Source organism: Mesorhizobium sp. M8A.F.Ca.ET.181.01.1.1 (assembly GCF_004792025.1).
Classification (GTDB): Bacteria; Pseudomonadota; Alphaproteobacteria; order Rhizobiales; family Rhizobiaceae; genus Mesorhizobium.
The window spans coordinates 388,680-412,954 of sequence record NZ_SRTV01000002.1; the positions used below are offsets into that span (position 1 = coordinate 388,680).

General features: G+C 64.0%; 23 protein-coding genes. 17 read left to right on the forward strand and 6 right to left on the reverse strand.

The genetic code is table 11. The features are described 5' to 3' along the window. Nucleotides 1-119 precede the first annotated feature (119 nt). The 6 genes from EN824_RS10240 (at nt 120) to lpxK (ending at nt 5,712) form a co-directional block, all read left to right on the forward strand. Nucleotides 120-1,463 carry a TldD/PmbA family protein gene (locus tag EN824_RS10240; RefSeq protein WP_127869691.1) on the forward strand — a complete coding sequence of 448 codons (1,344 nt, stop codon included), beginning with the start codon at nt 120-122 and terminating at the stop codon, nt 1,461-1,463. Further along, nucleotides 1,450-2,253 carry a 3'(2'),5'-bisphosphate nucleotidase CysQ gene (locus EN824_RS10245; RefSeq protein WP_127280826.1) on the forward strand — a complete coding sequence of 268 codons (804 nt, stop codon included), beginning with the start codon at nt 1,450-1,452 and terminating at the stop codon, nt 2,251-2,253. Before EN824_RS10240 ends, EN824_RS10245 begins: the two co-directional genes overlap by 14 nt. A gap of 76 nt (nt 2,254-2,329) precedes the next feature. Then, nucleotides 2,330-2,575 carry a DUF4170 domain-containing protein gene (locus tag EN824_RS10250; RefSeq protein WP_015318348.1) on the forward strand — a complete coding sequence of 82 codons (246 nt, stop codon included), beginning with the start codon at nt 2,330-2,332 and terminating at the stop codon, nt 2,573-2,575. 5 nt (nt 2,576-2,580) lie between these two features. Continuing rightward, nucleotides 2,581-3,372, forward strand: coding sequence for a lysophospholipid acyltransferase family protein (locus EN824_RS10255; RefSeq protein ID WP_127280825.1), 792 nt, complete (start codon nt 2,581-2,583; stop codon nt 3,370-3,372). Beyond that, nucleotides 3,369-4,685, forward strand: a complete 1,317-nt coding sequence (gene waaA, locus EN824_RS10260) for a lipid IV(A) 3-deoxy-D-manno-octulosonic acid transferase (protein WP_127869690.1) — start codon at nt 3,369-3,371, stop codon at nt 4,683-4,685. The genes EN824_RS10255 and waaA overlap by 4 nt, the downstream gene beginning before the upstream one ends. A gap of 1 nt (nt 4,686) precedes the next feature. After that, nucleotides 4,687-5,712 (forward strand): tetraacyldisaccharide 4'-kinase, encoded by a 1,026-nt coding sequence (gene lpxK, locus EN824_RS10265; RefSeq protein ID WP_127869689.1) that lies wholly within the window; start codon nt 4,687-4,689, stop codon nt 5,710-5,712. Here the strand turns inward: lpxK and EN824_RS10270 are convergent. Next, on the reverse strand, nt 5,709-5,942 hold the full coding sequence (locus EN824_RS10270; RefSeq protein ID WP_127278225.1) for a DUF2093 domain-containing protein: 234 nt from the start codon (nt 5,940-5,942) through the stop codon (nt 5,709-5,711). The two genes, lpxK and EN824_RS10270, sit on opposite strands and share 4 nt — an antisense overlap. A 114-nt stretch (nt 5,943-6,056) precedes the next feature. On the opposite strand from EN824_RS10270, the gene EN824_RS10275 reads away from it, so the two are divergent. Further along, complete coding sequence (locus tag EN824_RS10275; RefSeq protein WP_127278226.1) at nt 6,057-6,650, forward strand: hypothetical protein; 594 nt, start codon at nt 6,057-6,059, stop codon at nt 6,648-6,650. A gap of 112 nt (nt 6,651-6,762) precedes the next feature. On the opposite strand, the gene EN824_RS10280 is transcribed toward EN824_RS10275, so the two are convergent. Continuing rightward, nucleotides 6,763-7,689, reverse strand: coding sequence for a LysR substrate-binding domain-containing protein (locus EN824_RS10280; protein ID WP_127278227.1), 927 nt, complete (start codon nt 7,687-7,689; stop codon nt 6,763-6,765). Nucleotides 7,690-7,780: 91 nt separating this feature from the next. Here EN824_RS10280 and EN824_RS10285 point away from each other — a divergent pair, with 91 nt between their 5' ends. Beyond that, nucleotides 7,781-8,674 (forward strand): DMT family transporter, encoded by an 894-nt coding sequence (locus tag EN824_RS10285; protein ID WP_127869688.1) that lies wholly within the window; start codon nt 7,781-7,783, stop codon nt 8,672-8,674. A gap of 134 nt (nt 8,675-8,808) precedes the next feature. Continuing rightward, nucleotides 8,809-9,570, forward strand: a complete 762-nt coding sequence (locus EN824_RS10290; protein ID WP_127869687.1) for a hypothetical protein — start codon at nt 8,809-8,811, stop codon at nt 9,568-9,570. A gap of 22 nt (nt 9,571-9,592) precedes the next feature. Here EN824_RS10290 and mutL read toward each other — a convergent pair whose 3' ends face one another. Both mutL and EN824_RS10300 read right to left on the reverse strand, forming a co-directional pair. After that, a complete protein-coding gene (mutL, locus tag EN824_RS10295) occupies nt 9,593-11,482 on the reverse strand; it encodes a DNA mismatch repair endonuclease MutL (protein WP_127278230.1) in 1,890 nt (629 codons plus the stop codon). 68 nt (nt 11,483-11,550) lie between these two features. After that, nucleotides 11,551-12,453 carry a LysR substrate-binding domain-containing protein gene (locus EN824_RS10300; protein ID WP_127278231.1) on the reverse strand — a complete coding sequence of 301 codons (903 nt, stop codon included), beginning with the start codon at nt 12,451-12,453 and terminating at the stop codon, nt 11,551-11,553. A 92-nt stretch (nt 12,454-12,545) separates the two neighbouring features. Between EN824_RS10300 and EN824_RS10305 the strand changes: the two genes are divergently transcribed. The 7 genes from EN824_RS10305 (at nt 12,546) to EN824_RS10335 (ending at nt 21,171) form a co-directional block, all read left to right on the forward strand. Next, a complete protein-coding gene (locus EN824_RS10305; protein WP_127278232.1) occupies nt 12,546-14,096 on the forward strand; it encodes a trimethylamine methyltransferase family protein in 1,551 nt (516 codons plus the stop codon). Nucleotides 14,097-14,141: 45 nt separating this feature from the next. Further along, a complete protein-coding gene (locus tag EN824_RS10310) occupies nt 14,142-15,791 on the forward strand; it encodes an ABC transporter substrate-binding protein (RefSeq protein ID WP_127278233.1) in 1,650 nt (549 codons plus the stop codon). A 117-nt stretch (nt 15,792-15,908) separates the two neighbouring features. After that, complete coding sequence (locus EN824_RS10315; RefSeq protein ID WP_127869686.1) at nt 15,909-17,891, forward strand: FAD-dependent oxidoreductase; 1,983 nt, start codon at nt 15,909-15,911, stop codon at nt 17,889-17,891. Between the two features lie 52 nt (nt 17,892-17,943). Then, the gene (locus EN824_RS10320) at nt 17,944-19,053 is read left to right on the forward strand and encodes a mandelate racemase/muconate lactonizing enzyme family protein (protein ID WP_127869685.1); all 1,110 of its coding nucleotides are present in this window, start codon (nt 17,944-17,946) and stop codon (nt 19,051-19,053) included. Between the two features lie 124 nt (nt 19,054-19,177). After that, nucleotides 19,178-19,654, forward strand: a complete 477-nt coding sequence (locus EN824_RS10325) for a DUF3828 domain-containing protein (RefSeq protein ID WP_127280283.1) — start codon at nt 19,178-19,180, stop codon at nt 19,652-19,654. A 4-nt stretch (nt 19,655-19,658) separates the two neighbouring features. After that, nucleotides 19,659-20,267, forward strand: coding sequence for a hypothetical protein (locus tag EN824_RS10330; protein ID WP_127280282.1), 609 nt, complete (start codon nt 19,659-19,661; stop codon nt 20,265-20,267). 28 nt (nt 20,268-20,295) lie between these two features. Continuing rightward, the gene (locus EN824_RS10335; RefSeq protein ID WP_127869684.1) at nt 20,296-21,171 is read left to right on the forward strand and encodes an alpha/beta fold hydrolase; all 876 of its coding nucleotides are present in this window, start codon (nt 20,296-20,298) and stop codon (nt 21,169-21,171) included. Between the two features lie 7 nt (nt 21,172-21,178). Here the strand turns inward: EN824_RS10335 and queF are convergent, their stop codons facing one another. Further along, complete coding sequence (gene queF, locus EN824_RS10340) at nt 21,179-21,640, reverse strand: preQ(1) synthase (RefSeq protein ID WP_127869683.1); 462 nt, start codon at nt 21,638-21,640, stop codon at nt 21,179-21,181. A gap of 56 nt (nt 21,641-21,696) precedes the next feature. Here queF and EN824_RS10345 point away from each other — a divergent pair, with 56 nt between their 5' ends. Next, nucleotides 21,697-23,742 (forward strand): NADH:flavin oxidoreductase, encoded by a 2,046-nt coding sequence (locus EN824_RS10345; protein WP_127869682.1) that lies wholly within the window; start codon nt 21,697-21,699, stop codon nt 23,740-23,742. Nucleotides 23,743-23,842: 100 nt separating this feature from the next. On the opposite strand, the gene EN824_RS10350 is transcribed toward EN824_RS10345, so the two are convergent. Beyond that, nucleotides 23,843-24,250 carry a hypothetical protein gene (locus tag EN824_RS10350; protein ID WP_127280021.1) on the reverse strand — a complete coding sequence of 136 codons (408 nt, stop codon included), beginning with the start codon at nt 24,248-24,250 and terminating at the stop codon, nt 23,843-23,845. Nucleotides 24,251-24,275: the final 25 nt, after the last annotated feature.

Here is a 24,275-nt window from a genome sequence, read left to right on the forward strand (position 1 = left end):
ATGGCGATTTGGTCGCGACATCCTGATTGCCCTTCTGCCATTGCACAAGCGGCATTGGAACAATAGATGGTGCGGCAGCACCTGCCTTCCGGACAGGCTGAAGAAACAGGATCAAGTGCATGACCGACAAGCTCGACGCCGCGAAATTGACGGACCGCGTCGCGGCCCTGGTCGAGGCCGCCAAACGCGCTGGCGCCGATGCCGCGGACGCCGTCGCGGTGCGTGGCCGCTCGACCGGTGTTTCGGTGCGGCTTGGCAAGGTCGAAAACACCGAAGCATCCGAGGGCGACGATGTTTCGCTGCGGGTCTTCGTCGGCCAGCGTGTGGCCAGCGTATCGGCCACCGCCGCGTCCGATCCGAAGGCGCTTGCCGAGCGTGCCGTTGCCATGGCCAAGGTGTCTCCCGAGGATCCCTACCAGGGTCTTGCCGACCCTGCGCTGCTCGCCAGGCAGACGCGCGACCTGGACCTGTTCGACGCGACCGAAGTGTCGGCCGACCAGTTGAAGGAAGCGGCCCTTGCGGCCGAAGCGGCGGCTCTCGCCGTCAAGGGCGTGACCAATTCGTCCGGCAGCAATGCCAGCGCCGGGCTGGGCGGGATGGTTCTGGCCACCTCGCACGGTTTTCTCGGCCAGTATGTCGCCTCGCGCTTTTCGCGCTCGGCCAGCGTCATTGCCGGCGAGGGCACCGGCATGGAGCGCGACTATGAATTCTCCTCGCGCCAGCATTTTGCCGATCTCGACGCGCCCGAGGATATCGGCCGCATGGCCGGCGAACGGGCCGTGCGTCGTCTTGGCGCGCGCAAGGCGGCGACCGGACCGGTCGACGTGGTGTTCGACCCGCGCGTCGCGCGCGGCATTGCCGGCCATATCGCCGGCGCCATCAACGGTGCTTCCGTTGCGCGAAAAACCTCGTTCCTGCGCGACATGATGGGCAAGCAGGTGGCCGCTGCCGCCATCACCGTCACCGACGAGCCGTTGCGGCGCCGTGGCCAGGCCTCGCGTCCATTCGATGGCGAAGGCGTCGAGGGCGAGAGGCTCCTGATGATTGAAAAGGGTGTCCTCAACCACTGGTTCCTGTCGACGTCGGCGGCGCGGGAGCTCGGCCTTGTCACCAACGGTCGCGGCGCGCGCGGCGGCTCCTCCGTCTCGCCGTCGTCGACGAACCTTGCCATCGAGGCGGGCGAGCGCTCGCCGGAGGATTTGATCGGCTCGCTCAAGACCGGCTTCTACGTCACCGAAGTGTTCGGCCAAGGCGTGGACATGCTCACCGGCGAATACAGTCGCGGCGCCTCGGGCTTCTGGATCGAAAATGGCGCGCTCGCCTATCCGGTCGCCGAAGTCACCATCGCCTCGAACCTGAAGACGATGTTCCTCAACATGGTGCCGGCCAATGACCTCGACCGCAATTTCGGCACCGCGGCCCCGACGCTCCTGATAGAAGGCATGACCCTTGCCGGAGCATGACCTGACCACTGCCGGTGCCGATCAGGACTTGCCGCTGCTGCGTGACGCCGCCCGCGAGGCCGGTCTTATCGCCATGCGCTACTTCGGCAACAATCCGCAGGTCTGGATGAAGGGCGGCACCTCGCCGGTCAGCGAAGCTGATCATGCCGCCGATGCGTATCTGCGCCAGACGCTGCTTGCGGCACGGCCGGATTATGGCTGGCTGTCGGAAGAGACGGCCGACGATCCGGCACGGCTTTCGGCGCGCCGCACCTTCGTTGTCGACCCGATCGACGGCACGCGCGGCTTCCTCGAAGGCCAGCGGACATGGTGCGTCAGCGTTGCCGTCGTCGAGAATGGCCGCACGCTCGCCGGGGTGCTCGAATGTCCGGCGATGGATGAGACCTACTCGGCGCTGCCCGCTCAGGGCGCCTTCCGCAACGACAAGCGCATCGCGGTGCGCAAGCCTGGGGACAAGGCTGAAATTTCAGGATTGAAGCAGTTGATCGACCTGGTGCCTGCCGCCTGGCAGCAGCGGCTGCAGCGGGCACCCTACATCCCCTCGCTCGCCTACCGCCTGGCGATGATCGCCAACGGGACGCTCGACGCAACGTTCGTCAAGCCGAACGCGCATGACTGGGACATCGCAGCCGCCGATCTCATCCTGCGCGAGGCGGGCGGTCAACTGCTCGACCCGAATGGCCGCGCGCCGCTCTACGCCGGCGAGGTGATCCGCCACGGCGCGCTCGCCGCCGGCAGCGGGGACCTGCTGGCGGTGCTTGTCGATGTCATCGCCGGGCTGGATGCCTGAAAGCGTTTTCGAAGGTTCCAAAGTCGGCGGCTTTGGTCTAGACCTGTCACAAACTCACGATATGTGAAGGACCGACATGGCCGCGGAAGACGGAAAGAAACAGCTTTTGCATCTGGTGTTCGGCGGCGAACTCAAGAAGCTTGGCGGTACCGAGTTCAGGGATCTCGACGCGCTCGACATCGTCGGCGTCTATCCCGACTATCAATCCGCGCACACTGCGTGGAAAGCCAAGGCGCAAGCCAGCGTGGACAATGCTCATATGCGTTATTTCGTCGTTCATCTGCACCGCCTGCTGGATCCTGATAGCAAGGCCGCCGGTTGACCTCGATGGAGCATGATCTGGCGAAACAGCCAGCCAGCGAGGCCGCGCCCACGGGCAGGGGCGGCAGCCGCACGACCAAAGCCTTCTGGCGCCGCATTCGCGAGCCGCTCGCGCAGTCTCGATTCGTCAAGAACGCCATTGCCAGCCTGCTCGCGCAGTTCGTGCGGCTGGTTCGCCTGACCAGCCCCCTGGTCGCCGGATCGGCGCGCTTTTCGGGCGGCGCCTACGCCGAGTTCGAGCCGGGTATCATTGCTCTGTGGCATGGCCAGCATCTTTTGACACCGGCCTATTACCCCAAGCGCAAACCCCTGGTTGCCATGGTGTCGCGCAGCGCTGATGCCGAACTCAACGCGCTGATGCTGGAGAAGTTCGGCATCGAGGCGGTGCGCGGTTCGGGTGGGCGTGACAATGCCAGGCATCTGGACAAGGGTGGGGCCAAGGCGCTGATCGCCCTCAAAAAGTCGCTCACCGCAGGCAAGAACGTTGCCATGATCGCAGACATTCCCCACGGTACCCCGCGCGATGCAGGGCTCGGCATCGTTCTCCTGGCTCGCCTCTCCGGCCGGCCGCTCCTGCCCGTCGCCATAGCCACCAGCCGCCGCAAGGTGCTGGAAAAGAGCTGGGACAAGACCACCATCAACCTGCCCTTCGGCCGCTCCGCCGTGACCATCGGCGCGCCGATCTTCGTGGCGGCGGATGCCGACGACGCCGAAATGGAACGCAAGCGCCTGGAAGTGACGGCCGCCCTCAACGCCGCGACCGCCGAGGCCTACCGTCTCGTGGACGGTCCTCGATGAGCGGCCGCTGGGCCCGCACCATGCTGTCGGCATATCGATTTGCCGGCGCGGCCGCCTATCCGCTGGTCGGACCCTATGTCGCCTGGCGCACTTCGCGCGGCAAGGAAGACCGCAACCGCCGCCGCGAGCGCTACGGCGTCGCCGGCCGGCCGCGCCCCGAGGGGCCGGTGATCTGGATCCATGCCGCGAGCGTCGGCGAGACCTTGGCCGTCGTGCCGCTGGTCGAAAGCATCCTCGACTACGGCGTCAACATCGTGCTGACGACCGGCACGGTAACCTCCGCCCAGGTCGTCGACGAGCGGCTCGGCGACCGCATCATCCACCAATATGTGCCGCTCGATCTGAAGCCGGCGGTCAGCCGCTTCCTCGATCACTGGAAACCGGATCTGGCGATCATCGCCGAATCCGAGATCTGGCCGATGACCATCCTCGAACTCGGTGCTCGCCACGTGCCGCAGGTGCTGGTCAATGGCAGGCTCTCCGATCGCTCGTTCACGTCGTGGAAGAAGCGGGCCAACATCGCCGAGGCGCTGTTCGAGAATCTGGCCCATGTCGTTGCCCAGTCCGACGTCGACGGCGAGCGGTTTCGCGCGCTCGGCGCCCGGCCGGTCACGGTGTCGGGCAACCTCAAGGTCGACACCAACCCGCCTCCGGTCGACGATCGCGCGCTCGGCATTTTGCAGCGGCAGATCGGCGATCGGCCGACCTGGGCGGCGATCTCGACCCATGATGGCGAGGAAGTGGTCGCGGCGGAAGTCCACGCGACGCTGCACAAGCGTCACCACGGCCTTTTGACGATCGTCGTTCCGCGTCACCCCGATCGGGCCGAAGCCCTTGCCGCGCAGATTTCCGGCATGGGGCTGAAGGTCGCGCGGCGCAGCAAGGGCGACCGTATCGGACCCGACACGGATATCCTGCTTGGCGATACGATCGGCGAAATGGGCTTGTACCTCCGCTTGACCGAAATCGCTTTCGTCGGCCGCTCGCTGACCTCCGAAGGCGGCCAGAATCCGCTCGAGCCGGCCATGCTCGACACCGCCGTTTTGGCCGGGCGCAACGTGCAGAATTTTCGCGAGGCCTATCAGCGCCTGCTCGACAGCGGCGGCGCCAAGCTGGTGCGCGACCGCGACATGCTGGCTGGCGCCGTCAATTTCCTCCTGACCAACGAAGTGGCGCGCCACGAGATGATGGCGGCGGGGATCGCGACCGTCGACGAGATGCGCGGCGCACTGGCACGTACGCTCAAATCGCTCGAACCATATATCCAGCCGCTGGTGGTCAAGGCGCGCCTGAAAGGCGCGAACGGGCGTTAGCGTGGCCACCGAAGCACCGCCCTTCTGGTGGGAAGAGCCGGACTGGAAGGTCCTGGCGCTGTCGCCGCTGTCGACCGTCTACGCGCTGGCCGCCGGCCGCGGCATGCGCAGGGCCCGGCGCGAGAAGATCGACGCGCCGGTTTTGTGCGTCGGCAATTTCACCGTTGGCGGCACCGGCAAGACGCCGGTGGCGATCGCGCTCGCCCAACAGGCCAGGCGCATGCAGCTGAAGCCCGGTTTCCTGTCGCGCGGCCATGGCGGCTCCTTTGCCGAGCCGCATGTCGTCGATATCAGCCATGACAGCGCCAGACATGTCGGCGACGAACCGCTGCTGCTGGCCGAACATGCTCCGGTGGCGGTGACGCCCAATCGAGCCGCCGGCGCCCGGCTGCTGCTGGAAAAACACGGCTGCGATTTCCTGATCATGGACGACGGCTTCCAGAGCGCGCGCATCCATATCGATTATGCGCTGGTCGTCGTCGATGCCCGTTACGGGATCGGCAATGGCCGCGTCATCCCGGGCGGTCCTCTCAGGGCCAAGATCGTCGACCAGCTGGTCTTCACCAGCGGGCTGCTCAAGATGGGCGAGGGCACCGCTGCCGATGCCGTGGTCCGCCGGGCAGCGCGTGCCGGCCGGCCGATCTTCGAGGCCCACACCGAGCCGAGCAGCAAGGCCGGGCTTGCTGGAAAGCGGTTTCTGGCCTTTGCCGGTATCGGTCATCCCGAAAAGTTCTTCGACACGGTGCGCGAGGCCGGCGGCGAAGTGATCCTGTCCAGGCCCTTTCCGGATCATCACTTCTACGCGGAGGACGAGCTCGCCGAACTGGCCGCGACGGCGCGGACCGAAGGCCTAGGGCTGATCACCACCGCCAAGGACGCCGCCCGGTTGCGCCACGGCGCCCCGCGGGATTTTCTCGACCGTCTTGACGTGCTGGAAATCGACACCGTGTTCGAGCTTGATCACGTGCCCGAACGCATCATCGAGGAGACGCTCGATGCCTGGCGGCAGCGCAAGCTGAAAGGCTAGCCCCGTTTGCGCAACTCCGGGTGCATCTCGATTTCGCGGCGCAGCGAGGCAGTGGCGTTCACATAAGGCTCCTGCCTGGCGACGCTCCAATATTTCAGCTCGTCCAATGGGATGTTTTCGCCCGTCACCGCGCAGCGCACGAACGAGCCGGGGCTGGTGACCTGGAAATCGCCATCGAGGTAGCGGATGCGGGCTTCCTTGCCGCCGGGGCCTTCGAAACGGTTCATCATGCAATGGCACTTGAGTTCATCGGGATTCAATCGCCATAAATCGTCGGCAAGGTCAAGCTTGGCGCAATGCTCATGTAATATTGCCCTATGGCACAATGGTTGTCAGGAAGCGCCATGGACATCGCCAATGCAAGCGTGCCGTCTTTGCTGAAAGAAGCGCTCACGCCCCAGCCGGTTCCTTCGCCCAAGGCCGATCCGGCGACCGCGGCGCTGGTCAAGGAGCTCGTCCAGCCGCCGGCGCCCGCTATGGTGCAATCGGCGCAGTTCGCCACCCAGGTGCTGCAGAGTTCGCTGCCGCGACCGGCCGCTCAAACCTCGCAACGCCTGTCGTCCTCCGAGATCGAGGATGCTTACCGGGCCGTCATGGAACCTGACGCCGTCCACCATGCACCGGCCCGAGCCTCGGCGGGTGGGGCAGGGGCGGATACCGATCAGGCTTCGCGCGGCTTCGCGCCGTCGCAGACAACGGCCACCGACAGCACACCCAAACTGGCGCCGGCCCTGTCCACATTTTCGCCGGCCGTCGCTTCCGCGGCGGTCCTGGTCGCGGCCAATGCCAACGCGCCGCAACCGCGCGGCGCCTCCATCCGTCCGGCTGGCCATGCGCCACGATCCGAGCCAGCTCCGTTGTCGCTGTGGACCATATCGATCGTGACGGCCATCGTCTCGGCCGTGACCACCATGATCGTGCTCTTGCTGTTCCGTTAGGCAGGGTTCACGCGATTTCCGACAGGGAGCCGCCACGCATTTTCCCCTGGGGAATTGCACTGAAGTACATATGTCCTGAAAGCGGGCCGGCGATGGCCGGATGCCTTCGAGCCTAATCGTCATCCTGCAGGAAAGCTTCCAGCCTTGCCGAAGCAAGCCCGGCCTGTTCGGCAATGCGCCTGGCGAGATCGGCGGCGGCCGCGCGCGGCCGGCCGACCGGACGATCCAGCCAGTAGGAAACCGGATTGAGCGTGGTGCGATCGTCGACGGCGACGAGGCGCCCCGATTCTATCTGGTGCTCGGTGAGCGGCGGCCGGGCCAGCGCGATGCCGAGGCCATGGGCTGCTGCATCGAGTACCAGATTGTAGTCCTCAAAGCGGCGGTCCTGCGGGCGCGGCCGGTAGTCCACGTCCTGCGCGGCGAACCAGGCACGCCAGCCCGACGCGTCGGAATCGTTGATCAGCGGGAATTTGAGCAGCCGGGCCGGGTCACCACCGCCGATCTCCCGTGCAAGGTCTGGCGAGGCGATCGGGAAGAGATGTTCCTCGAACAGTTGCACCGAGACGCGGCCCGGGATGCGGCCGCGACCGCAGCGGACCGAAAGATCGATGCCTTCGTCGGCGAGATCGGCCTGACGGTTGTCGACGTCGAGCACGATGCGCAGGCGGGTAGGGTCGTTTTCCAGCGTTGCCATGCGCGGCATCAGCCATAGGCCGCTCACCGATGGAATGGAGGCCAGACGCACCACCGCGGTGCCACGCGGCTCCACCCAGCGGTCCGAATCGACCGAGATCAGGGCGAAAGCTTCGGTGGTCCTGAGATGCAGGCGATTGCCTTCGTTGGTCAGCGTCACGCCGCGCGCGCCACGTTCGAACACCTTCAGACCAAGCCAGTCCTCGAGCTTGGCGATCTGCCGGCTGACGGCGCCATGGGTAAGGTTGAGCTTTTCGGCGGCGGCCGAAAAGCTTCCCGTGCGCGCCGCGGCGTCGAAGGCGCGCAATGTCTCCAGCGGCAGCATAGTGTTCGAGCTGTGATCCATGCTCACAGGTGACCCTCGATTTGGTCGTTTGTCAATCGACCCGGAAAGGCGTTTTCTGCTCTCGAAACTCGAAGATTCCGAGGGCACAGAGATGAGCACGACGACAGGCACGTTGAATTCGACACAGCGGATGGACACCACGGCCGCCATCGCCGTGGCGCTGACGGTGATCGGCTGGGCTTCCGCCTTCCCGGCGATCCGTGCCGGACTCGCCACCTTCCAGCCGCTGGAGCTTGGCGCCCTGCGCTTTGCTATCGCCGCCGTGCCGGCGGCGATCTACCTTGCCGTCAAGCGCCCGGCACTGCCCCGGATCGGTGATTTGTGGCGCCTCGCCTTCGGCGGCGCCATCTTCGTCGCGCTCTACACCGCGATGCTCAATTTCGGCGAACTGACCGTCTCGGCTGGAGCCGCCGGCTTCATCATCAATGTCAGCCCTATCTTCACCGCCATCATGGCGATGGCGCTGCTTGGCGAGCGTTTCTCCGGCATAGCCTGGATCGGTACGGTCATTTCCTTCGCCGGCATCGGCATCATTGCCATCGCCGACGGGCATGGCCTGCATTTCAATGCCGGCGCGCTGCTGGTGCTCGGCTCGGCACTCTGCTCGGCCGTCAACACCATCGTCCAGAAGCCGCTGTTTGCCCACCATCATCCGCTGACCATCGCGGCGTCCAACATGGTGCTCGGCGCGCTCTGCCTGGCGCCCTTCCTGCCCGCCGCTCTCCAGCAAGCCGCCGTCGCCAACACCGCCGGCCTCGGCGCCGTCATCTATCTCGGCATCGTGCCAAGCCTGATCGCCTATGCGGCCTGGGCGACCGCGCTGTCGCGCCTGCCCGCGGCGCGTGCTTCGAACTTCTTGTACCTGGTCTCGCCGATGTCGGCGCTGATCGGCTTCTTCTGGCTGGGCGAAGTGCCGACGCTGCTCGGCATCCTCGGCGGCGCGCTGGCGCTCGGCGGCGTTATCGTGGTGAATTTGAAACGCTAAATCAAAAGGTTGCGGTCTTTCCCTGACTCGTATCAAGAACCGCGGATTTCATCGCCAGTTGACGGCCGCCCCAACGCAAGGCAACCGTCACGTGGTCTTGGCGGATTGTCATCGCGGAGCGCAGCGAGGTTGGGATGGGAAGACGTTTTATCTCAACGGTCGTTTGCTTGTTGCTGCTCAACGCAAAAGCCGTTGCGGGTTGGTATCACGTGGAAAACTACGAGGGTTTCCTCGGGTCGTCTCCTATCCATTTCTCCATACAGACATATGACAGCTTGGGCAGCGCGCCAAGGGTCGATGGAAGCTACTTCTACGACGCGAAGCAAATCCCGATTGCGCTGTATGGCATCGTCAGCGGTACCAGGTTCGTACTGTGCGAGATTACAGACGATAAGGAGCTTTATCGGATAATGGTGCAGGGACCGAGACCCCCTGTCGACACCACGAGGTGCCCGTTCTCCCTTGACCTCAATGAAGGCGTTGCGACAGGAAGCTGGAGCAAGGGCACGGATAGATATCCCGTCACCCTCAAGAAAATTGCGAGCCTGGATGACACCGGCGAGGGAAAGATCGACGGCACCGTCGAGATTCCGTTCTGGGCGCAGACAGCCACCGACAGGTTCTCGGGAGTTTACACGAATACCAGCGCCGGCCTTTGCATGGAAAAAATGCAGGTCATCAAAAAGAGCAGCCGCAAGGTTGTCCAGGAAATTGCCTTCGCCGATGACGACGCTTGCAGTGCCGGCATGCTGATGACGACCATCTACATGAACGTCGAGAAATGGGTGGAGCGAGGCAAGGACATTATTTCCGTGAATTTTCGAGGCGGCGGCGCCGGAACCGCGGTCGATTACGTCTTCAATTCACGAACAAGGAAATATCAGCAGAGCAAGTGAGGACTGGGCCGTTGAAACCGGTTCACCGCCGCCCGAACAGCCGCTCGATGTCCGCCAGCTTGAGTTCGATATAGGTCGGCCGGCCGTGGTTGCAGGTGCCCGAGCCGGGCGTCGCCTCCATCTGGCGCAGCAGCGCGTTCATCTCCTCGGCCTTGAGCAGCCGGCCGGAGCGCACCGAGCCGTGGCAGGCCATGGTGGCCGCGATCGTGTCCAGCCGTTCCTTGAGTGTCTCGACCGTATCGTTGTCGGCGATTTCGTCGGCGAGGTCGCGCACCAGTTGACCGACATTGGTTTCGCCCAGCATCGACGGCGTCTCGCGAACGGCAACCGCGCCCGGGCCGAAACGCTCGATGCCGAGGCCGAAGCGGGCGAGTGTTTCGGAATGCATGGCGAGGCGCTCGGCGTCCTCTTCCGGCAGGTCGATGATCTCGGGCAGAAGCAGCATCTGCGAGGGCACCGGCCGCGAGTGGAGGGCGTTCTTCAGCGCCTCGTAAACCAGCCGTTCATGCGCCGCGTGCTGGTCGACGATGACGAGTGAATCCCTGGTCTGGGCGACGATGTAGTTCTCGTGCACCTGGGCGCGTGCCGCACCCAGCACCGCGCCGAGCAGCGTCTCGGTTGCCTCATTCTGCCCCGCACGCGCATCGGCGCTGGCGAGCGGGCCGGCATCGAATGCCGCCTGGTCGCTCTCGCCGAAGCCGCCGGTTCTTGCGTTGCCGCGTTCAAAGCCTGCGCCTGCGAATTGCATGTCGAGCGGCCGCTGCGGCGAGCGCGAAGGGTCGAAGCCCGTGGGGCCGGACGCATGGAAAGCCGCTTCGTAGCTGCGATGGCCATTTGTCGGGCCACCGTGATCATAAGATGCGGCGCCCGGACGGAACGCAGCCATCATGCCGGCTGCACCCGTGGTGGCGGAGCGGATGCCGGCCTCGGCCAACGCCTGCCGGATTGCGCCGACGATCAGCCCGCGCACGAGACCCGGATCACGGAAGCGGACATCGGCCTTGGCCGGATGGACATTGACGTCGACGATGGCCGGGTCGAGCGAAAGAAACAGCACGGTCACGGCGTGGCGGTCGCGCGGCAGGACATCGGCGAATGCGCCGCGAATGGCGCCGGCGATCAGCTTGTCGCGCACCGGCCTGCCATTGACATAGGCATATTGCTGCAGCGCGTTGGCGCGGGTGAAGGACGGGATCGACACATGGCCGGTCAGATGCACGCCTTCGCGCATCGCGTCGATGGCAATGGAATTGTCGGGAAAGTCGGCGCCCATCACCTGCGCGACACGACGCAGGCTGCCGTCCGCGCTGTCCTCGGCCGCCGGCAGGTCCAGCGTCGTGCGGTCGGATCCGGCCAGCGTGAAACGCACCGTGGGGAAGGCGATGGCGATGCGCTTGACGATGTCGCTGATGGCCGAGCTCTCGGCGCGTTCGCCTTTCATGAATTTCAGCCGCGCCGGCGTGGCGAAGAACAGGTCGCGCACCTCGACCGTGGTGCCTCGATTGGCGGCCGCCGGCTTGACCGGCAGGACGCGGCCGCCGTCGATGCCGATCTCGGCGGCGCTGTCGCCCGAAGCGGTGCGCGAGCGGATCGACAGTCGCGACACCGAGCCGATCGACGGCAATGCTTCGCCGCGAAAGCCGAGCGAACGGATGTCATGGATATCCTCGGCGAGCTTGGAGGTGCAATGGCGCGCGATGGCCAGCGCCAGTTCCTGTTCGGGAATGCCGAAGCCGTCATCGGTGACTCGGATCAGGTTCAGCCCGCCGCCCGCTGTGACGACCTCTACCTTGCTTGCACCGGCATCGAGCGCGTTCTCGACCAGTTCCTTGACCACGCTCGCCGGACGCTCGATGACTTCGCCGGCGGCGATCTGGTTGATCATCGTTTCGGAAAGCTGGCGGATGGGCATGACGATAGTATAGGCGGATTCGTGTCGTGCGGGCGAGGGCGAACTGCGGCCGAAACGGTGAAACGACTTCACGCCTGCGCCAGCAGCCAATCCCTTACCTTGCGCGCATTGTCGCTGAGCTCGCGGTTCTTCGGCCAGATGACGTAGAATGCCGTGCCTGTCTTCATAACGTGGTCGGTGACCGGCACAAGCAGCCCCGTCGACAGCAGCCGCTCGACAAGGTGGCGCCAGCCGAGCGCGATGCCTTGCCCTTCCATGACGGCCTGGATCACAATCGCATAATCATTGATGCGCAAGCCACGCTCGGCATTGCGGAGACTGGCTCCGGCCGACTGGAACCATTCGTCCCAGTTCGGGGCCTCGCGATATGGCTCCTCCAGATGAATGAGGCGGTGTGTCGCTAGTTGTTCCACGGTCTCGGGCCTGCCGAATTTCGCCAGATAGCTGGGGCCGGCGACCGGAAAGATCTCTTCGTCCGAGAGCGACAGCGAATGATAATCCGGCCAGTCGCGCGGCACGCCGCCGCGCACCCCGAGCGGAATCCCCTCGGCGATGATGTCGAGGTCGCGATCGGCGGTCTGGATGCGCAGATCGACGCCCGGCAGTTCGTCGCGGAACTGCTGCAGGCGCGGCATCATCCAGAACGAGCCGAAGGCGGTCGAGGCAGCTAAAGTCACATGGCCGCCGGTCGCCTGCAGGCGAAGGTCCTCCGCGGATTTGCGGATATGCGACAGGCCGAGCGACACATCGGCATGGAAGCGCTCGCCGGCCTCCGTCAGGAGCACCTGGCGATGGCGGCGCTGGAAGAGCTGGGCGCCGAGCTGTTCTTCCAGCCCGCGCACCGCATAGGAAACGGCGGCCTGGGTCATGCCGAGCTCGCGCCCGGCGGCAGTGAAACTCGACAACCGGCCTGCCGCCTCGAAGACGATCAGGCTGCCGGCGGAGGGCAATAGATGGCGCAGGCTTCGCATAAGCACAGCTTATACAAGAGATCAGGATTTTCCAGCGTCACATCTATATTTCCCCTCGCTAAGTTGATCAGGATCGAAGGGATGGAGGCTCCATGAACGCACCGGCCGCTGAATTGACCGAACAGACCCACCGCCGTGGCGGCGGCCGTCTCGGGCGCAAGGCGCTCCGCAGCGCACCAATTGCCTCCTTTCCGACCCTGGTACGGCAGATTCCCGTCTATCAGATGGTTCCGGACGAGGCGGTGGAACTGATCCATGAGGAGTCGCTTTCGATCCTGGAAGAGGTCGGCTGCGAATTCCGCGACGACGAGGCCATTGCCTTATGGAAGGCGGCCGGCGCCGACGTCCGGGAAACGCGGGTCCGCATCGATCGCGCGCTGCTGATGGAACTCGTCGCCAAGGTTCCCTCCGAGTTCACGCTGAACGCGCGCAATCCCGAGCGCACCGTGCGCGTCGGAGGCAAGAATTCGATCTTCGTGCCGATGTATGGCGCGCCTTATGTGCGCGACCTCGACAACAACAGGCGCTACGGCACGCTCGCCGACCTCAATAATTTCCACAAGCTCGCCTACATGGCCCCGGCGCTGCACTCGTCGAGCTCGATCATCTGCGAGCCGATGGAAATTGCCGTGCCCAAGCGGCACCTGCACATCATCCATTCGGCGCTGAAATATTCCGACAAGCCGTTCATGGGCATCGTGACCTCCAAGGAGCGGGCGGAAGATACCATGGCGATGGCCGGCATCGTGTTCGGCGAGGAGTTCGTCCGCGACAATCCGGTGCTGGTGGCCATCACCAACTGTAATTCGCCGCTGGTCTGGGACGCCACCATGCTGGACGCCATGAGGGTGTATGCGCGCCACAACCAGCCGCTGATCCTGGCGCCCTTCGCGCTCTGTGGCGCCTCGACCTCGGCGTCCGCCGTCGGCGCGGTCGCGCAGGTCAATGCCGAGGCGCTTGCCGGCGTCGCCTTCACCCAGCTCATCCGTCCGGGCTCGCCCCAGATCTACGGCCAGTTCATGGTCACGGTCGACATGAAGACCGGCGCTCCCATGGGCGGCACGCCGGAGGCCGCCCAGATGATGTATCTGATGGGTGCGCTGGCGCGGAAATACAAACTGCCGTGGCGCACGTCCGGCTTCCATGTCGGCTCGAAGCTCAACGACGCCCAGGCGGGTTACGAAGCGAACATGCTGATGCATGCCGCCATTCTCTCCGGCGCCAATTATATCTGGCACTCGGCAGGATGGCTGGAAGCGGGTCTCACCTGCGGCTATTCAAAATTCGCCACCGACTGCGAACAGCTTGTCGGCTGGTACAAATATGCGGGCGGGCTGCCGTTCGACGATTTCAAGGAGGCCATGGCGGCAATCCGTGAGGTGGGGCCGCAGGGCCATTTCCTCGGCACCCAGCACACGCTCGACCATTTCGAGTCCGCGTTCTTCATGCCCAGTATCATGGACTTCAATTCGTTCGAACAGTGGAAGGCCGAGGGAGCAAAGGACCATGACACGCGCGGCCGCGAGAAAGCGCGCAACATGCTCGCCGATTATGAGGAGCCGAAACTCGATGAGGGCATCGCCGATGGTCTCAAGGATCTGATCGCGCGGCGCGAGGAAAAATTGCCCGACAGCGTTAGTTGAGGGAACGGGCAAAGACCCGACGGGAACAACAAGGGAGGAATGGACATGACGATTTTCAAAAGCAACGGCGATCGTGTGCCGCAGGCTATCGAAGCGATGGCCGCGGAGGCGCAAGCAGGCCGTGTCGACAGGCGCGAATTCCTGGCGCTGGCCAGCGCGCTTGGGGCATCAACGGCATTTGCCTATGGCATGATCGGCCTTGCCGCGCCGACACAGGTTTTGGCCGAGGAGCCGAAAAAGGGCGGGACGCTGCACGTCTCGATGTCGGTCAAGGCGCAGAAGGATCCGCGCACTTACGACTGGGTGGAACTGGCCAACATCTCGCGGACCTGGCTGGAGCCGCTGGTGCGCTATACCAAGCAGTTTACCTTCGAGCCCGTGTTGCTCGAAAGCTGGGACATTAACGACGACGCCACCGAGTACACGCTGCATGTGCGCAAGGGCGTCACCTGGAACAATGGCGATGCCTTCAACGCCGATGACGTGGTGCACAATGTGACGCGTTGGTGCGAGAAGGGCGTCGCCGGCAACTCGATGGCGGCGCGCGTCGGTGCGCTGATCGATGCCAAGACCGGCAAGGCCAGGGATGGCGCCATCACCAAGGTCGATGACAACACGGTCAAGCTGAAGCTCAGCGAGCCCGACATTTCGCTGATACCCAATTTCACCGATTATCCGGCACTCGTCGTGCACCGCAATTTCGACGCCGATGGCGCCGATCCGATCAAGAAGCCGATCGGCACGGGAGCGTTTGAGCTGGTGTCTTACGACGTCGGCCAGAAGGCGGTGGTCAAGCGCCGCGAGAACGGCAAATGGTGGGGAGGCGAGGCGCCGCTCGACGGGATCGAATTCATCGATTACGGCACCGACTTCAACGCTACGGTCAATGCATTCGATTCCGGTGAAATCGACCTCAACTTCGAGTCGCCCGCCGACTTCATCGACATTCTCGACAAGATGGGGCTGCAGAAATCGGAGGTCGCGACCGCCACCACGCTGGTTGCCCGCACCAACATCACGCACAAGCCTTATGACGACCAGCGCGTTCGCAATGCCCTGCAGATGGCAGTCGACAACAATGCGGTGCTGCAGCTCGGCTATAATGGGCGCGGCACGGTCGGCGAGAACCACCATGTCAGCCCGATCCATCCTGAATATTATCCGCTCCCCAAGAAGGAGCGCGATGCCGCCGGCGCCAAGAAGCTGATGGCGGACGCTGGTCAGGCCGACTTCGAGCATGAACTGATTACCATCGAGGACGACTGGCAGAAGAACACCGGCGATGCGATCGCCGGCCAGTTGCGTGACGCCGGCATCAAGGTCAAGCGCACCGTGCTGCCGGGCTCCACCTTCTGGAACGATTGGACGAAATATCCCTATTCGATGACCATCTGGTACATGCGCCCGCTGGGCGTCCAGGTGCTGGCGCTGGGCTACCGCACCGGCGAGGCGTGGAACGAATCGGCTTATTCCAATCCCGATTTCGACGCCAAGCTCAAGCAGGCGCTCTCGCTGATCGATGTCGCCAAGCGCAAGGAGGTGATGAAGGATGTCGAGCAGATCCTGCAGGACTCCGGCGTCATCATCCAGCCGTTCTGGCAGAAGCTCTACAGCCATACGAACAAGAAGGTGAAGAACTACGGTGTCCACCAGACCTTCGAAATGGATCTCCAGAACGTCTGGCTGGACGCCTAGCTTCAAGGATCGTGGCAAAGCCGGCACCCCCGAGGTGTCGGCTTTCCGGCAAAGAGCGACTTGGGTTGCGAGCGCTGGCGCCCGGGTGCCGCCGCCAAGGCTTTGAAGGAGCGGTGCATGTCTGGGCGGGTCTTCAACCGGTTGTTCACGCCGGCTACTCTGCGCGGCAAGACGTTGCGCAACAGGATCGTGTTCGGAGCCCACACCGCCAATATGGCGGTGGAGGGGCTGCCGACCGCGCGGCATGTCGGCTATTACGCGGAACGCGCCATCGGCGGCGCCGGCATGATCGTGGTCGAGCCGATGCCCGTGCATCGGGCCGCCGTGCTGACACGCGGCAACTTCAGCCCTTCCGATGACCGCGTCATCCCGCATTTTCGCAAGGTGACAGAGGCGATCCGCGGCAACGGCGCCGTCGCCATCCAGCAGCTCTATCATGTCGGTCAGCACGCGGACGCGGACAACTCGTTCCATGCCGGCTGGTCGCCTTCCGGCCTGCCGAGTTATCACGACTCCGACGGCTCGCATCGGATGTCCGAAGCCGAGATTGAGGAAACGATCGACGGCTTTGTCCAGGCGGCGCGCCGCTGCCGCGAGGCCGGCTTCGACGGCGTCGAGGTCTGGGCGGCGTACCATTCGATGCTGGACCAGTTCTGGACGCCCTGGTCGAACCGCCGCGACGACCGGTGGGGCGGCAGCCTTGAAAACCGCACGCGGGTGAGCCGTGAGGTGATGACCAGGATTCGCCGGGAATGCGGCGATGATTTCATCATCGGTCTTGCGGTCAATGACGAACCGGAAGTCGAAGTGGCGCTGAAGCGCGAAGCGCTGGCCGAGATAATCGACCTCCACGACCGCGATGCCTTGATGGACTATGTGACTTGTGGAACGGGTTCCTACTTCGATTTCTACAAGATCATGCCGACCTTTGTTTATCCCGAAAAGCTCGGCGCGGATCTTGCGGCGGTGCTCAAATCCACCGTGCGCCACGCGCTGATCACCGCCGAAAGCCATATCCGTACCCCCGAGAACGCCGAGAGCGTGCTGAGCGAAGGCCGCGCTGACCTCGTTTCCATCGTGCGCGGGCAGATCGCCGATCCGCATCTGGCTGCAAAGGCTGCCGCCGGACGGCCGCAGGACATTCGCGGCTGCCTGTCCTGCAACCAGATGTGCTGGGGCCGGCGCAGCCGCGATTACTGGATCAGCTGCGTCGTCAATCCCTCGGCGGGGCGGGAATGGGAGTGGGGCGGAGATCGCTTCGCTCCGGCCGCCCAGCCGAAGCGCGTGCTGGTCGTCGGCGGCGGCCCGGCCGGCCTCGAAGCGGCGCGCGCCGCGGCCGAGCGCGGTCATCGCGTCACACTGGCCGAGGCTTCCGACCGCCTTGGGGGGCAGTTCCGTCTTGCCGGACTGCAGCCGCGCCGTGCCCAGATTCTGGATCTGATTAGCTGGTACGAGCGTCAGCTCGGCCAGCTTCAGGTCGACATCCGTTACGGGCAGTATGTCGAAGCCGATGATGTCGAGCACGAAGGCGCGGATCACGTCATCATCGCCACCGGCTCGATGCCGCCAGACGGCGCTTTCCAGCGGGCCTTGCCGCAGTGGGACAGCATTCCGGGCGGTGGCCCGGTGCTCTCGGCCGAGGCGGTGATGGCTCGTGAGGCGAGGCCGGGAAAAAATGTTCTGTTGCTGGACGATGGCGGCAATTGGAAAGGCTGCGGCACCGCCTGGAAACTCGCCGAGGACGGTCACGATGTGACGCTTGTGACCCCGGACGCCCTGGTCGGCAAAGAGCTTCAGCGAATGGCCGTCGACGCGCCGCTGCGCCGAGCGCTCGCCAAACTGCGCGTGCGGTTCGTGACCGAGAGCGCCATCGTGCACTGGGATGGCAGGATGGCCAGGATTGCTTCGCTGCTCGACGGGACCGAGCAGGAGGTCGAGGCCGACGCTTTGGTCTTCGCCGCCACCAGCATGGCGCAGCACAGCCTGTCCATCGAGCTCGAACGGCGCGGAATTGCGCATACCTCCATCGGCGATTGTACCGCCTCCAGACAGGCGGCATTTGCCATTCATGACGGGCGCAAGGTGGCGCTTGGTCTTTGATGATCGCGAAAGGCGCCGGACCAGGCAAGGCATGAACGGGGCTGATGTCTGAATGCGTATCCAGTCAATCAAAGTCTATCAGGTGCTTCTGCCTGTCAAAGGCGGTGCCTACCGGATGGCCAGTGATAGCGTGCGGAATTTGGACAGCACGCTGGTTGAAGTGACCACCGAGGATGGACTGTCAGGCTGGGGTGAGACGTGCCCGATCGGCCCTGTTTATCAGCCCCAACATGCGCTGGGCGCGAGAGCGGCAATTGCCGAAATAGCGCCTGGACTTGTCGGCGAGGATACAACGTCCATGCGCCGCCTCGCCAAAAGAATGGACGAGCGGCTGAACGGGCACAACTATGCCAAGGCGGCCTTGGATATAGCTTTCCTCGACCTCACCGGCCAGCGGCTGGGCGTCCCGGTCTCAGCCCTTCTCGGTGGTGCGCTCACCGATCGTGTGCCGTCTTACTACTCGACGATCGTCGGTGCTCCCGACGAGACCGCGCGTATTGCCGCCGATAAGGTCAACGCCGGATATGCACGGCTTCAGATCAAGATCGGCGGGCGGGATCTCGAACAGGACGTCGCCACCGTGCACAAAGTATGGGAGGCCGTTGGCTTCAAGGCCCGGATAGCCGTCGACGCCAATCGTGGCCTGACCGCTGCCGCGGCGCTGCACATCGATCGGCTTTGCCAGGCAATCCCATTCGTGTTCGAACAGCCTTGCAACACCATGGAGGAAGTGGCGGGTCTCAAGGGACGCGTTACACATCCGATCTATCTCGATGAGAATACCGAGGATTTGAATGCCGTGTTGCGGGCAGTTTCGTCAGGTATCGCGGATGGATTCGGATTGAAGGTCACCCGCCTCGGCGGCCTCACCAAGATGGCCACGGTCCGCGACCTGTGTGCGATACGATCTCTTCCGCACAGTTGCGACGACGCCTGGGGCGGAGACGTCATCGCCGCGGCCTGCGTGCACCTCGCCGCTACCGTCGAGCCGAGACGTTTTGAGGGAGCCTGGATCGCGCAGGAATACATCGAAGGGCATACCGATCCCGTAAACCCGATCGTGATCGAGAACGGGCATATACGCGTCCCGCAGATCCCAGGGCTCGGCGTCAGGCCTGAGCGCTCCCAACTCAACGCGCCGATCGCTACTTTCGGAGACTAAGGATCGTTGGATGTGATCTATGCAAGTAGACGAGCCACCCGAAGGCTTCATGAGCCGCAAAAAAGCCGATATGCACGATGCGTGGTATTGATTGCTTTCCGCAGCCAAACATTCGGGGAAATCCATGAAACTGCTGCTCGCCGCCGTCTTGTCGATTGCCGCACCAGCCGCCGCATTGGCCGGTCCGGCGTCCGACGCCGTGAAGTTCTTCTATGTCCCGCAGGTCAAGTTCGAGGCCGACGCGCAATACCGCGATCGCTTCACCGAGCCGGTGACGAAACTGTTCGACCTCAACGACCAGGCGACCAAGAAGAATCCGGACCAGGTCGCCTGCATCGACTTCGACCCGGGCCTCGACGCGCAGGATTTCGACCAGAAGACCATCTCCAAGACCTTGAAATTGTCCGAGACGGTGGATGGCGACGCGGCACAAGTGGTGGCGAATTTCAGTCTCTTGCCGGAAGGAGACGATTCGCAGCGCGAAATGCACTGGTCGCTGAAGAAGGTCGACGGCAAGTGGAAGATATCGGACATTGCATCGAAGACCAGCGCCTGGACGCTGAGCCAGCTCGAATGCATGGCAGGCCAAGATCCGGAGTGATGCAATGGCCGGTCGCGCGCTCCTGTTATTGTCGGCCATGTGCCTGCTGGCGGCTGGCTTGAACGGCGCGGCTGCTCAGGGCCTGTTAGGCGCGCCGCCGGCAAATGCTCCGGCCGGGACCGCGCCCGATGACAGCGGCACGCCGCCGGCGACCGCGCCTGGCGGAGCTGCGGAGCCGGCGACGCCACCTGTCGCATGGCCGCCGAGCGGGCCCGCCACCCCCATCCAGCCGGGATCGCCGACAGCGGTTGTGCGGCCGTTCTACGATCAGGTCGGCCTGGAGATCGATCCGGCTCAGCGCGGCCATTTCATCGACCCGGCGAAAACCGTGCTCGACAAAAGCGATGCCTTGCGCAAATCCGGGCAGGGCGAGTGCCTGGACCCCAACATGGCGTTCGACAATGCGGACTATGACAAGGCCGAGATCGACAAGAGCCTGAAGACGCTCGAATCAATCAATGGCGATCAGGCCAAGGTCATCGTCGCCTTCGTCGTCGCCGGCAACCCGCACCGCCTTGAATGGAAGTTCAAGAAGGTCGACGGCGAATGGAAGATATCGGACCTTTTGTCGGTGACCGGCGAATGGGCGCTCAGCCAGTACCAGTGCGAATGAGCCGTCGTCAGCTTCCGGGTGGTCGGCAATGAAGCTTGGCGGTTTGCTCGCGATAGCGCTAGTCGGACTCGGCGCTGCCGCTTGCGTCGTCGATTGGCGGATCGGCACGATGCTGATCGCCCGCGAACCCTGGCAAGCTTTGGCGCTGCCCGGCGACTTGCCCGTCGAGCGCGTCGTGCTCGACCAGCCCGGCGCGCCCGAACTGGTTGGCTGGGTGGCCGATCGAAAGGGCAGTTGCGGTACGATCGTTCTACTGCACGGCCGCGGCGCCAACAGGCTCGCTTTGGTGCAAAGGGCAAAATTGCTGCTCGACGCCGGTTATTCCGTCATCCTGTTCGATCTGTCGGGGCACGGCGAGAGCGGCGGGGCCGTTCAAGGTTTTGGCTACAGTGAAGGCCAGGATGCGATCCGCATCATGGCCTTCGCCAGGCAAAGGTTTCCCGACCAGAAGCTTGGCGCCGTCGGCTCATCGCTTGGTGCCGCCGCTCTCGTCTTTGCCGCCCCGCAAGCGCCTGCCGATGCCTATGTGCTGGAGCAGCTCTACGCGACCTTGCGCGAAACAACGGCTTGGCGAATGCCTTTCCACTTCTGGCGCGGTTTCCAGGCCGACGTCCTGCTGGCGCAGATGCCGCTTCGCCTCGGGTTGAGCGCCGATGACGTCAGGCCGGTCGACCGTCTCGGCAAAATCGGCAGGCCGCTGATGCTGCTCGCAGGTAGCATCGATCCCTTCATCGATCGCGGTCAGGTACTGGCGCTGCGGAATGCTGCCGACGGCTCTCAACTGGTCTGGTTCGAAGGGGCAGGTCACGTTGACCTGCTGCGCTACGACCAGCCGCGCTATCGCGATGCTGTCCTCCCCTTCCTTGCAACAAGCCTTTGCCGGACCGGTGCCGGCAATGGCTGACATCAGCTCAGCCGCGCCCGCGATAGGGGGCGACGCCGGTGTCCGGCAGCCAGGCGCCCTCGGGCGGAGTGCCGGTCTGCCAGAAGACATCGATCGGAATGCCGCCGCGCGGATACCAATAGCCGCCTATGCGCAACCACAACGGCTTGGTCGCGGCCACGATGCGACGGCCGATCATCACCGTGCAGTCTTCATGGAAAGCGCCATGGTTGCGAAACGAGGTCATGAACAGCTTGAGCGACTTCGATTCCACCAGGGCCGCGTCGGGTGCGTAGTCGATGACGATATGGGCGAAATCCGGCTGTCCGGTCACCGGACAGAGCGAGGTGAATTCCGGGACGGTGAAACGCACGATCGCCGGCGGTCCGTCACCGCGCTGAAACGGCACGGTTTCCAGGACCGCAGCTTCGGGACTCTGTGGCGTCTCGACGTGCGTGCCGAGTTGGGTGAGATTTTTGGTATCGATCATGAGCGGTTTCCTTGGATTTGCCGCTCATTAGCACAAATTAAAACGGCAGGAAGACGATGACGAGCAACGACCCGCTTCTCCAACCCTACCAGCTCAAGCATTTGACGCTGAAGAATCGGGTGATGTCGACCAGCCACGAGCCGGCCTACTCGGAGGACGGCATGCCGAAGGAGCGCTATCGGCTCTACCATGCCGAAAAGGCCAAGGGCGGCATGGCGCTGACCATGACCGCCGGCTCGGCCATCGTTTCGCGCGACAGTCCGGCCGCCTTCGGCAATCTGCACGTCTATGACGACCGCATCGTGCCGTGGCTGGCCGAACTCGCTGACGCCTGCCACGAGCATGACTGCAAGGTGATGATCCAGATCACCCATCTCGGCCGCCGTACCGGCTGGAACAAGGCCGACTGGCTGCCGGTGCTCTCGGCCTCGCCTGTGCGCGAGCCGGCGCATCGTGCTTTCCCCAAGACCATAGAGGAGTGGGACATCGAGCGCATCGTCGCCGACTATGCATCGGCCGCCCAGCGCTGCCAGGCAGCCGGTCTCGACGGCATCGAGTTCGAATCCTACGGCCATCTGATGGACGGCTTCTGGTCGCCTGCCACCAATCATCGCGACGACGAGTATGGCGGTTCGCTCGACAACCGGTTGCGCTTCACCAACATGGTGCTCGATGCGGTGCGGGCGGCGGTTGGCGACAAATTCGTCGTCGGCATCCGCATGGTCGCCGACGAGGATTTCGAGAAAGGCCTGTCGAAGGAGGAGGGCGTCGAGATCGCCAGGCGACTGGCCGGCTCCGGCAAGGTCGATTTCCTCAACATCATCCGTGGCTCGATCGAGACCGACGCGGCACTGACCAAGGTCATCCCGGTGACTGGCATGCGGTCTTCGCCGCATCTCGATTTCGCCGGCGAGGTGAGGGCGGCGACGAAATTCCCGACCTTCCACGCTGCGCGCATTTCCGACGTCGCCACCGCGCGCCACGCGATCGCCACCGGCAAGCTCGACATGGTCGGCATGACGCGTGCCCACATCGCCGATCCGCACATCATCAAGAAGGTGATGGAGGGCCGCGAGCACGAGATCCGTCCCTGCGTGGGCGCCACCTATTGTCTCGACCGCATCTACGAGGGCGGCGAGGCGCTGTGCGTCCACAATGCGGCGACCGGCCGCGAGGCGGATATTCCGCACGTGATCGCCAAGACGGAAGGGCCCAAGCGTAAAGTCGTGGTCGTCGGCGCAGGGGCAGGCGGACTGGAGGTGGCGCGGGTCGCGGCCGAGCGCGGCCATGAAGTAACGATCCTGGAAGCATCATCACAAGCGGGTGGGCAGGTCCGTCTGGCGACCCAGAACCCGCGCCGTAAGGAATTGATCGGTATCATCGACTGGCGTCTGGCCGAACTCGACCGGCTCGGCGTCGAGATCCGCTACGACACATGGGCAGAGAAGGACGACGTCCTGGCCCTGGCCCCTGACGTGGTGGTCGTCGCCACCGGCGGACTGCCGCAGAACCCGCCGCTGGCCTCCGGTGACAATCTCGTCACGTCGAGCTGGGACATCATGGCCGGCAGCGTCAAGCCGGCCGAGAATGTTCTTCTCTTTGACGACAATGGCGGCCATCAGGGCATGGGCGCGGCCGAACTGATTGCCAACAGCGGCTCGAAGCTGGAACTGGTTTCACCGGAGCGGTTCTTCGCCCCCGAAATGGGCGGCATGAACCACGTTCCGTACATGCGGGCCTTCCAGGAAAAGGGCGTCACCATCACCATCAACACGCGCCTGCGCTCGGTGCGGCGCGAGGGCAATCAATTGGTCGCTGAACTCGCTTCGGACTTTGCCGATGGCTGGCACGGCGAACGCAGGGTCGACCAGGTTGTGGTCGAACACGGCACGCTGCCGCTCGACGATCTGTATCTGTCGCTGAAGCCGTTGTCGAAGAACACTGGGGCGGTCGACTACGAACGTCTGGTCAATGGAGGCGACGTTTTTCCCCAACGCAACCCCGAAGGGGGCTTCGTGCTGTTGCGCATCGGCGACGCGGTTGCCTCCCGCAACATCCACGCCGCCATCTATGACGGGATCAGGTTCGGGATCAGGATTTGATTACGATCAGGTGGCGCGCAACGGCCTTTGCAAGGAGAGCCACCTGCCGCTCTGGTCCGTTGCGCGCCGCGCATGATCGGCTTTCACCGGCCGTGCGATTCTAAAACAATTTGGCGGTCGCCATGCAAAGTACGGTGATGACCAGCAGTCCGCCGGCGATGCGTTCGCCCCTGGTCATTTTCGCGCGCAGCTCCGTTTGGGTCGCTGCATCGGCGCCAGCGAGCTGCCTGCTGGCGGAGCCCACAAGCGCGCCTTGCACACCGGCGGCGATTAGCGCCGTCAAAATGCCGAGCGCCAGTACCTTCTCCATCGAGCCGAAAGCACCCTCATGAAAGAAATACCAGAGCAGCAATCCGGTCAGAAAAGCCAAACCGGCCGCGCCCATTTGCGGCCGGAAGAACCGCTCTGCTCGGATGTCCGGATCGCGGGCAACCGCGATGGTCGTGCCAGCCCAGAATACGCCGGCCATGACGTGCAGGCCGATGACGACGATATAAACATATTGCATGACTGCATTCCTCTCATTCGCCCGC

Coding starts and splice junctions, on each gene's coding strand:
- EN824_RS10240 (WP_127869691.1), top strand. CDS start 120: ATGACCGACAAGCTCGACGCCGCGAAATTGACGGACCGCGTCGCGGCC.
- EN824_RS10325 (WP_127280283.1), top strand. CDS start 19,178: ATGAAACTGCTGCTCGCCGCCGTCTTGTCGATTGCCGCACCAGCCGCC.
- waaA (WP_127869690.1), top strand. CDS start 3,369: ATGAGCGGCCGCTGGGCCCGCACCATGCTGTCGGCATATCGATTTGCC.
- EN824_RS10310 (WP_127278233.1), top strand. CDS start 14,142: ATGACGATTTTCAAAAGCAACGGCGATCGTGTGCCGCAGGCTATCGAA.
- EN824_RS10300 (WP_127278231.1), bottom strand. CDS start 12,453: ATGCGAAGCCTGCGCCATCTATTGCCCTCCGCCGGCAGCCTGATCGTC.
- EN824_RS10290 (WP_127869687.1), top strand. CDS start 8,809: ATGGGAAGACGTTTTATCTCAACGGTCGTTTGCTTGTTGCTGCTCAAC.
- EN824_RS10320 (WP_127869685.1), top strand. CDS start 17,944: ATGCGTATCCAGTCAATCAAAGTCTATCAGGTGCTTCTGCCTGTCAAA.
- EN824_RS10285 (WP_127869688.1), top strand. CDS start 7,781: ATGAGCACGACGACAGGCACGTTGAATTCGACACAGCGGATGGACACC.
- EN824_RS10350 (WP_127280021.1), bottom strand. CDS start 24,250: ATGCAATATGTTTATATCGTCGTCATCGGCCTGCACGTCATGGCCGGC.
- EN824_RS10280 (WP_127278227.1), bottom strand. CDS start 7,689: ATGGATCACAGCTCGAACACTATGCTGCCGCTGGAGACATTGCGCGCC.
- EN824_RS10255 (WP_127280825.1), top strand. CDS start 2,581: ATGGAGCATGATCTGGCGAAACAGCCAGCCAGCGAGGCCGCGCCCACG.
- EN824_RS10315 (WP_127869686.1), top strand. CDS start 15,909: ATGTCTGGGCGGGTCTTCAACCGGTTGTTCACGCCGGCTACTCTGCGC.
- EN824_RS10345 (WP_127869682.1), top strand. CDS start 21,697: ATGACGAGCAACGACCCGCTTCTCCAACCCTACCAGCTCAAGCATTTG.
- queF (WP_127869683.1), bottom strand. CDS start 21,640: ATGATCGATACCAAAAATCTCACCCAACTCGGCACGCACGTCGAGACG.
- mutL (WP_127278230.1), bottom strand. CDS start 11,482: ATGCCCATCCGCCAGCTTTCCGAAACGATGATCAACCAGATCGCCGCC.
- EN824_RS10330 (WP_127280282.1), top strand. CDS start 19,659: ATGGCCGGTCGCGCGCTCCTGTTATTGTCGGCCATGTGCCTGCTGGCG.
- EN824_RS10275 (WP_127278226.1), top strand. CDS start 6,057: ATGGACATCGCCAATGCAAGCGTGCCGTCTTTGCTGAAAGAAGCGCTC.
- EN824_RS10335 (WP_127869684.1), top strand. CDS start 20,296: ATGAAGCTTGGCGGTTTGCTCGCGATAGCGCTAGTCGGACTCGGCGCT.
- EN824_RS10270 (WP_127278225.1), bottom strand. CDS start 5,942: ATGATGAACCGTTTCGAAGGCCCCGGCGGCAAGGAAGCCCGCATCCGC.
- EN824_RS10250 (WP_015318348.1), top strand. CDS start 2,330: ATGGCCGCGGAAGACGGAAAGAAACAGCTTTTGCATCTGGTGTTCGGC.
- EN824_RS10305 (WP_127278232.1), top strand. CDS start 12,546: ATGAACGCACCGGCCGCTGAATTGACCGAACAGACCCACCGCCGTGGC.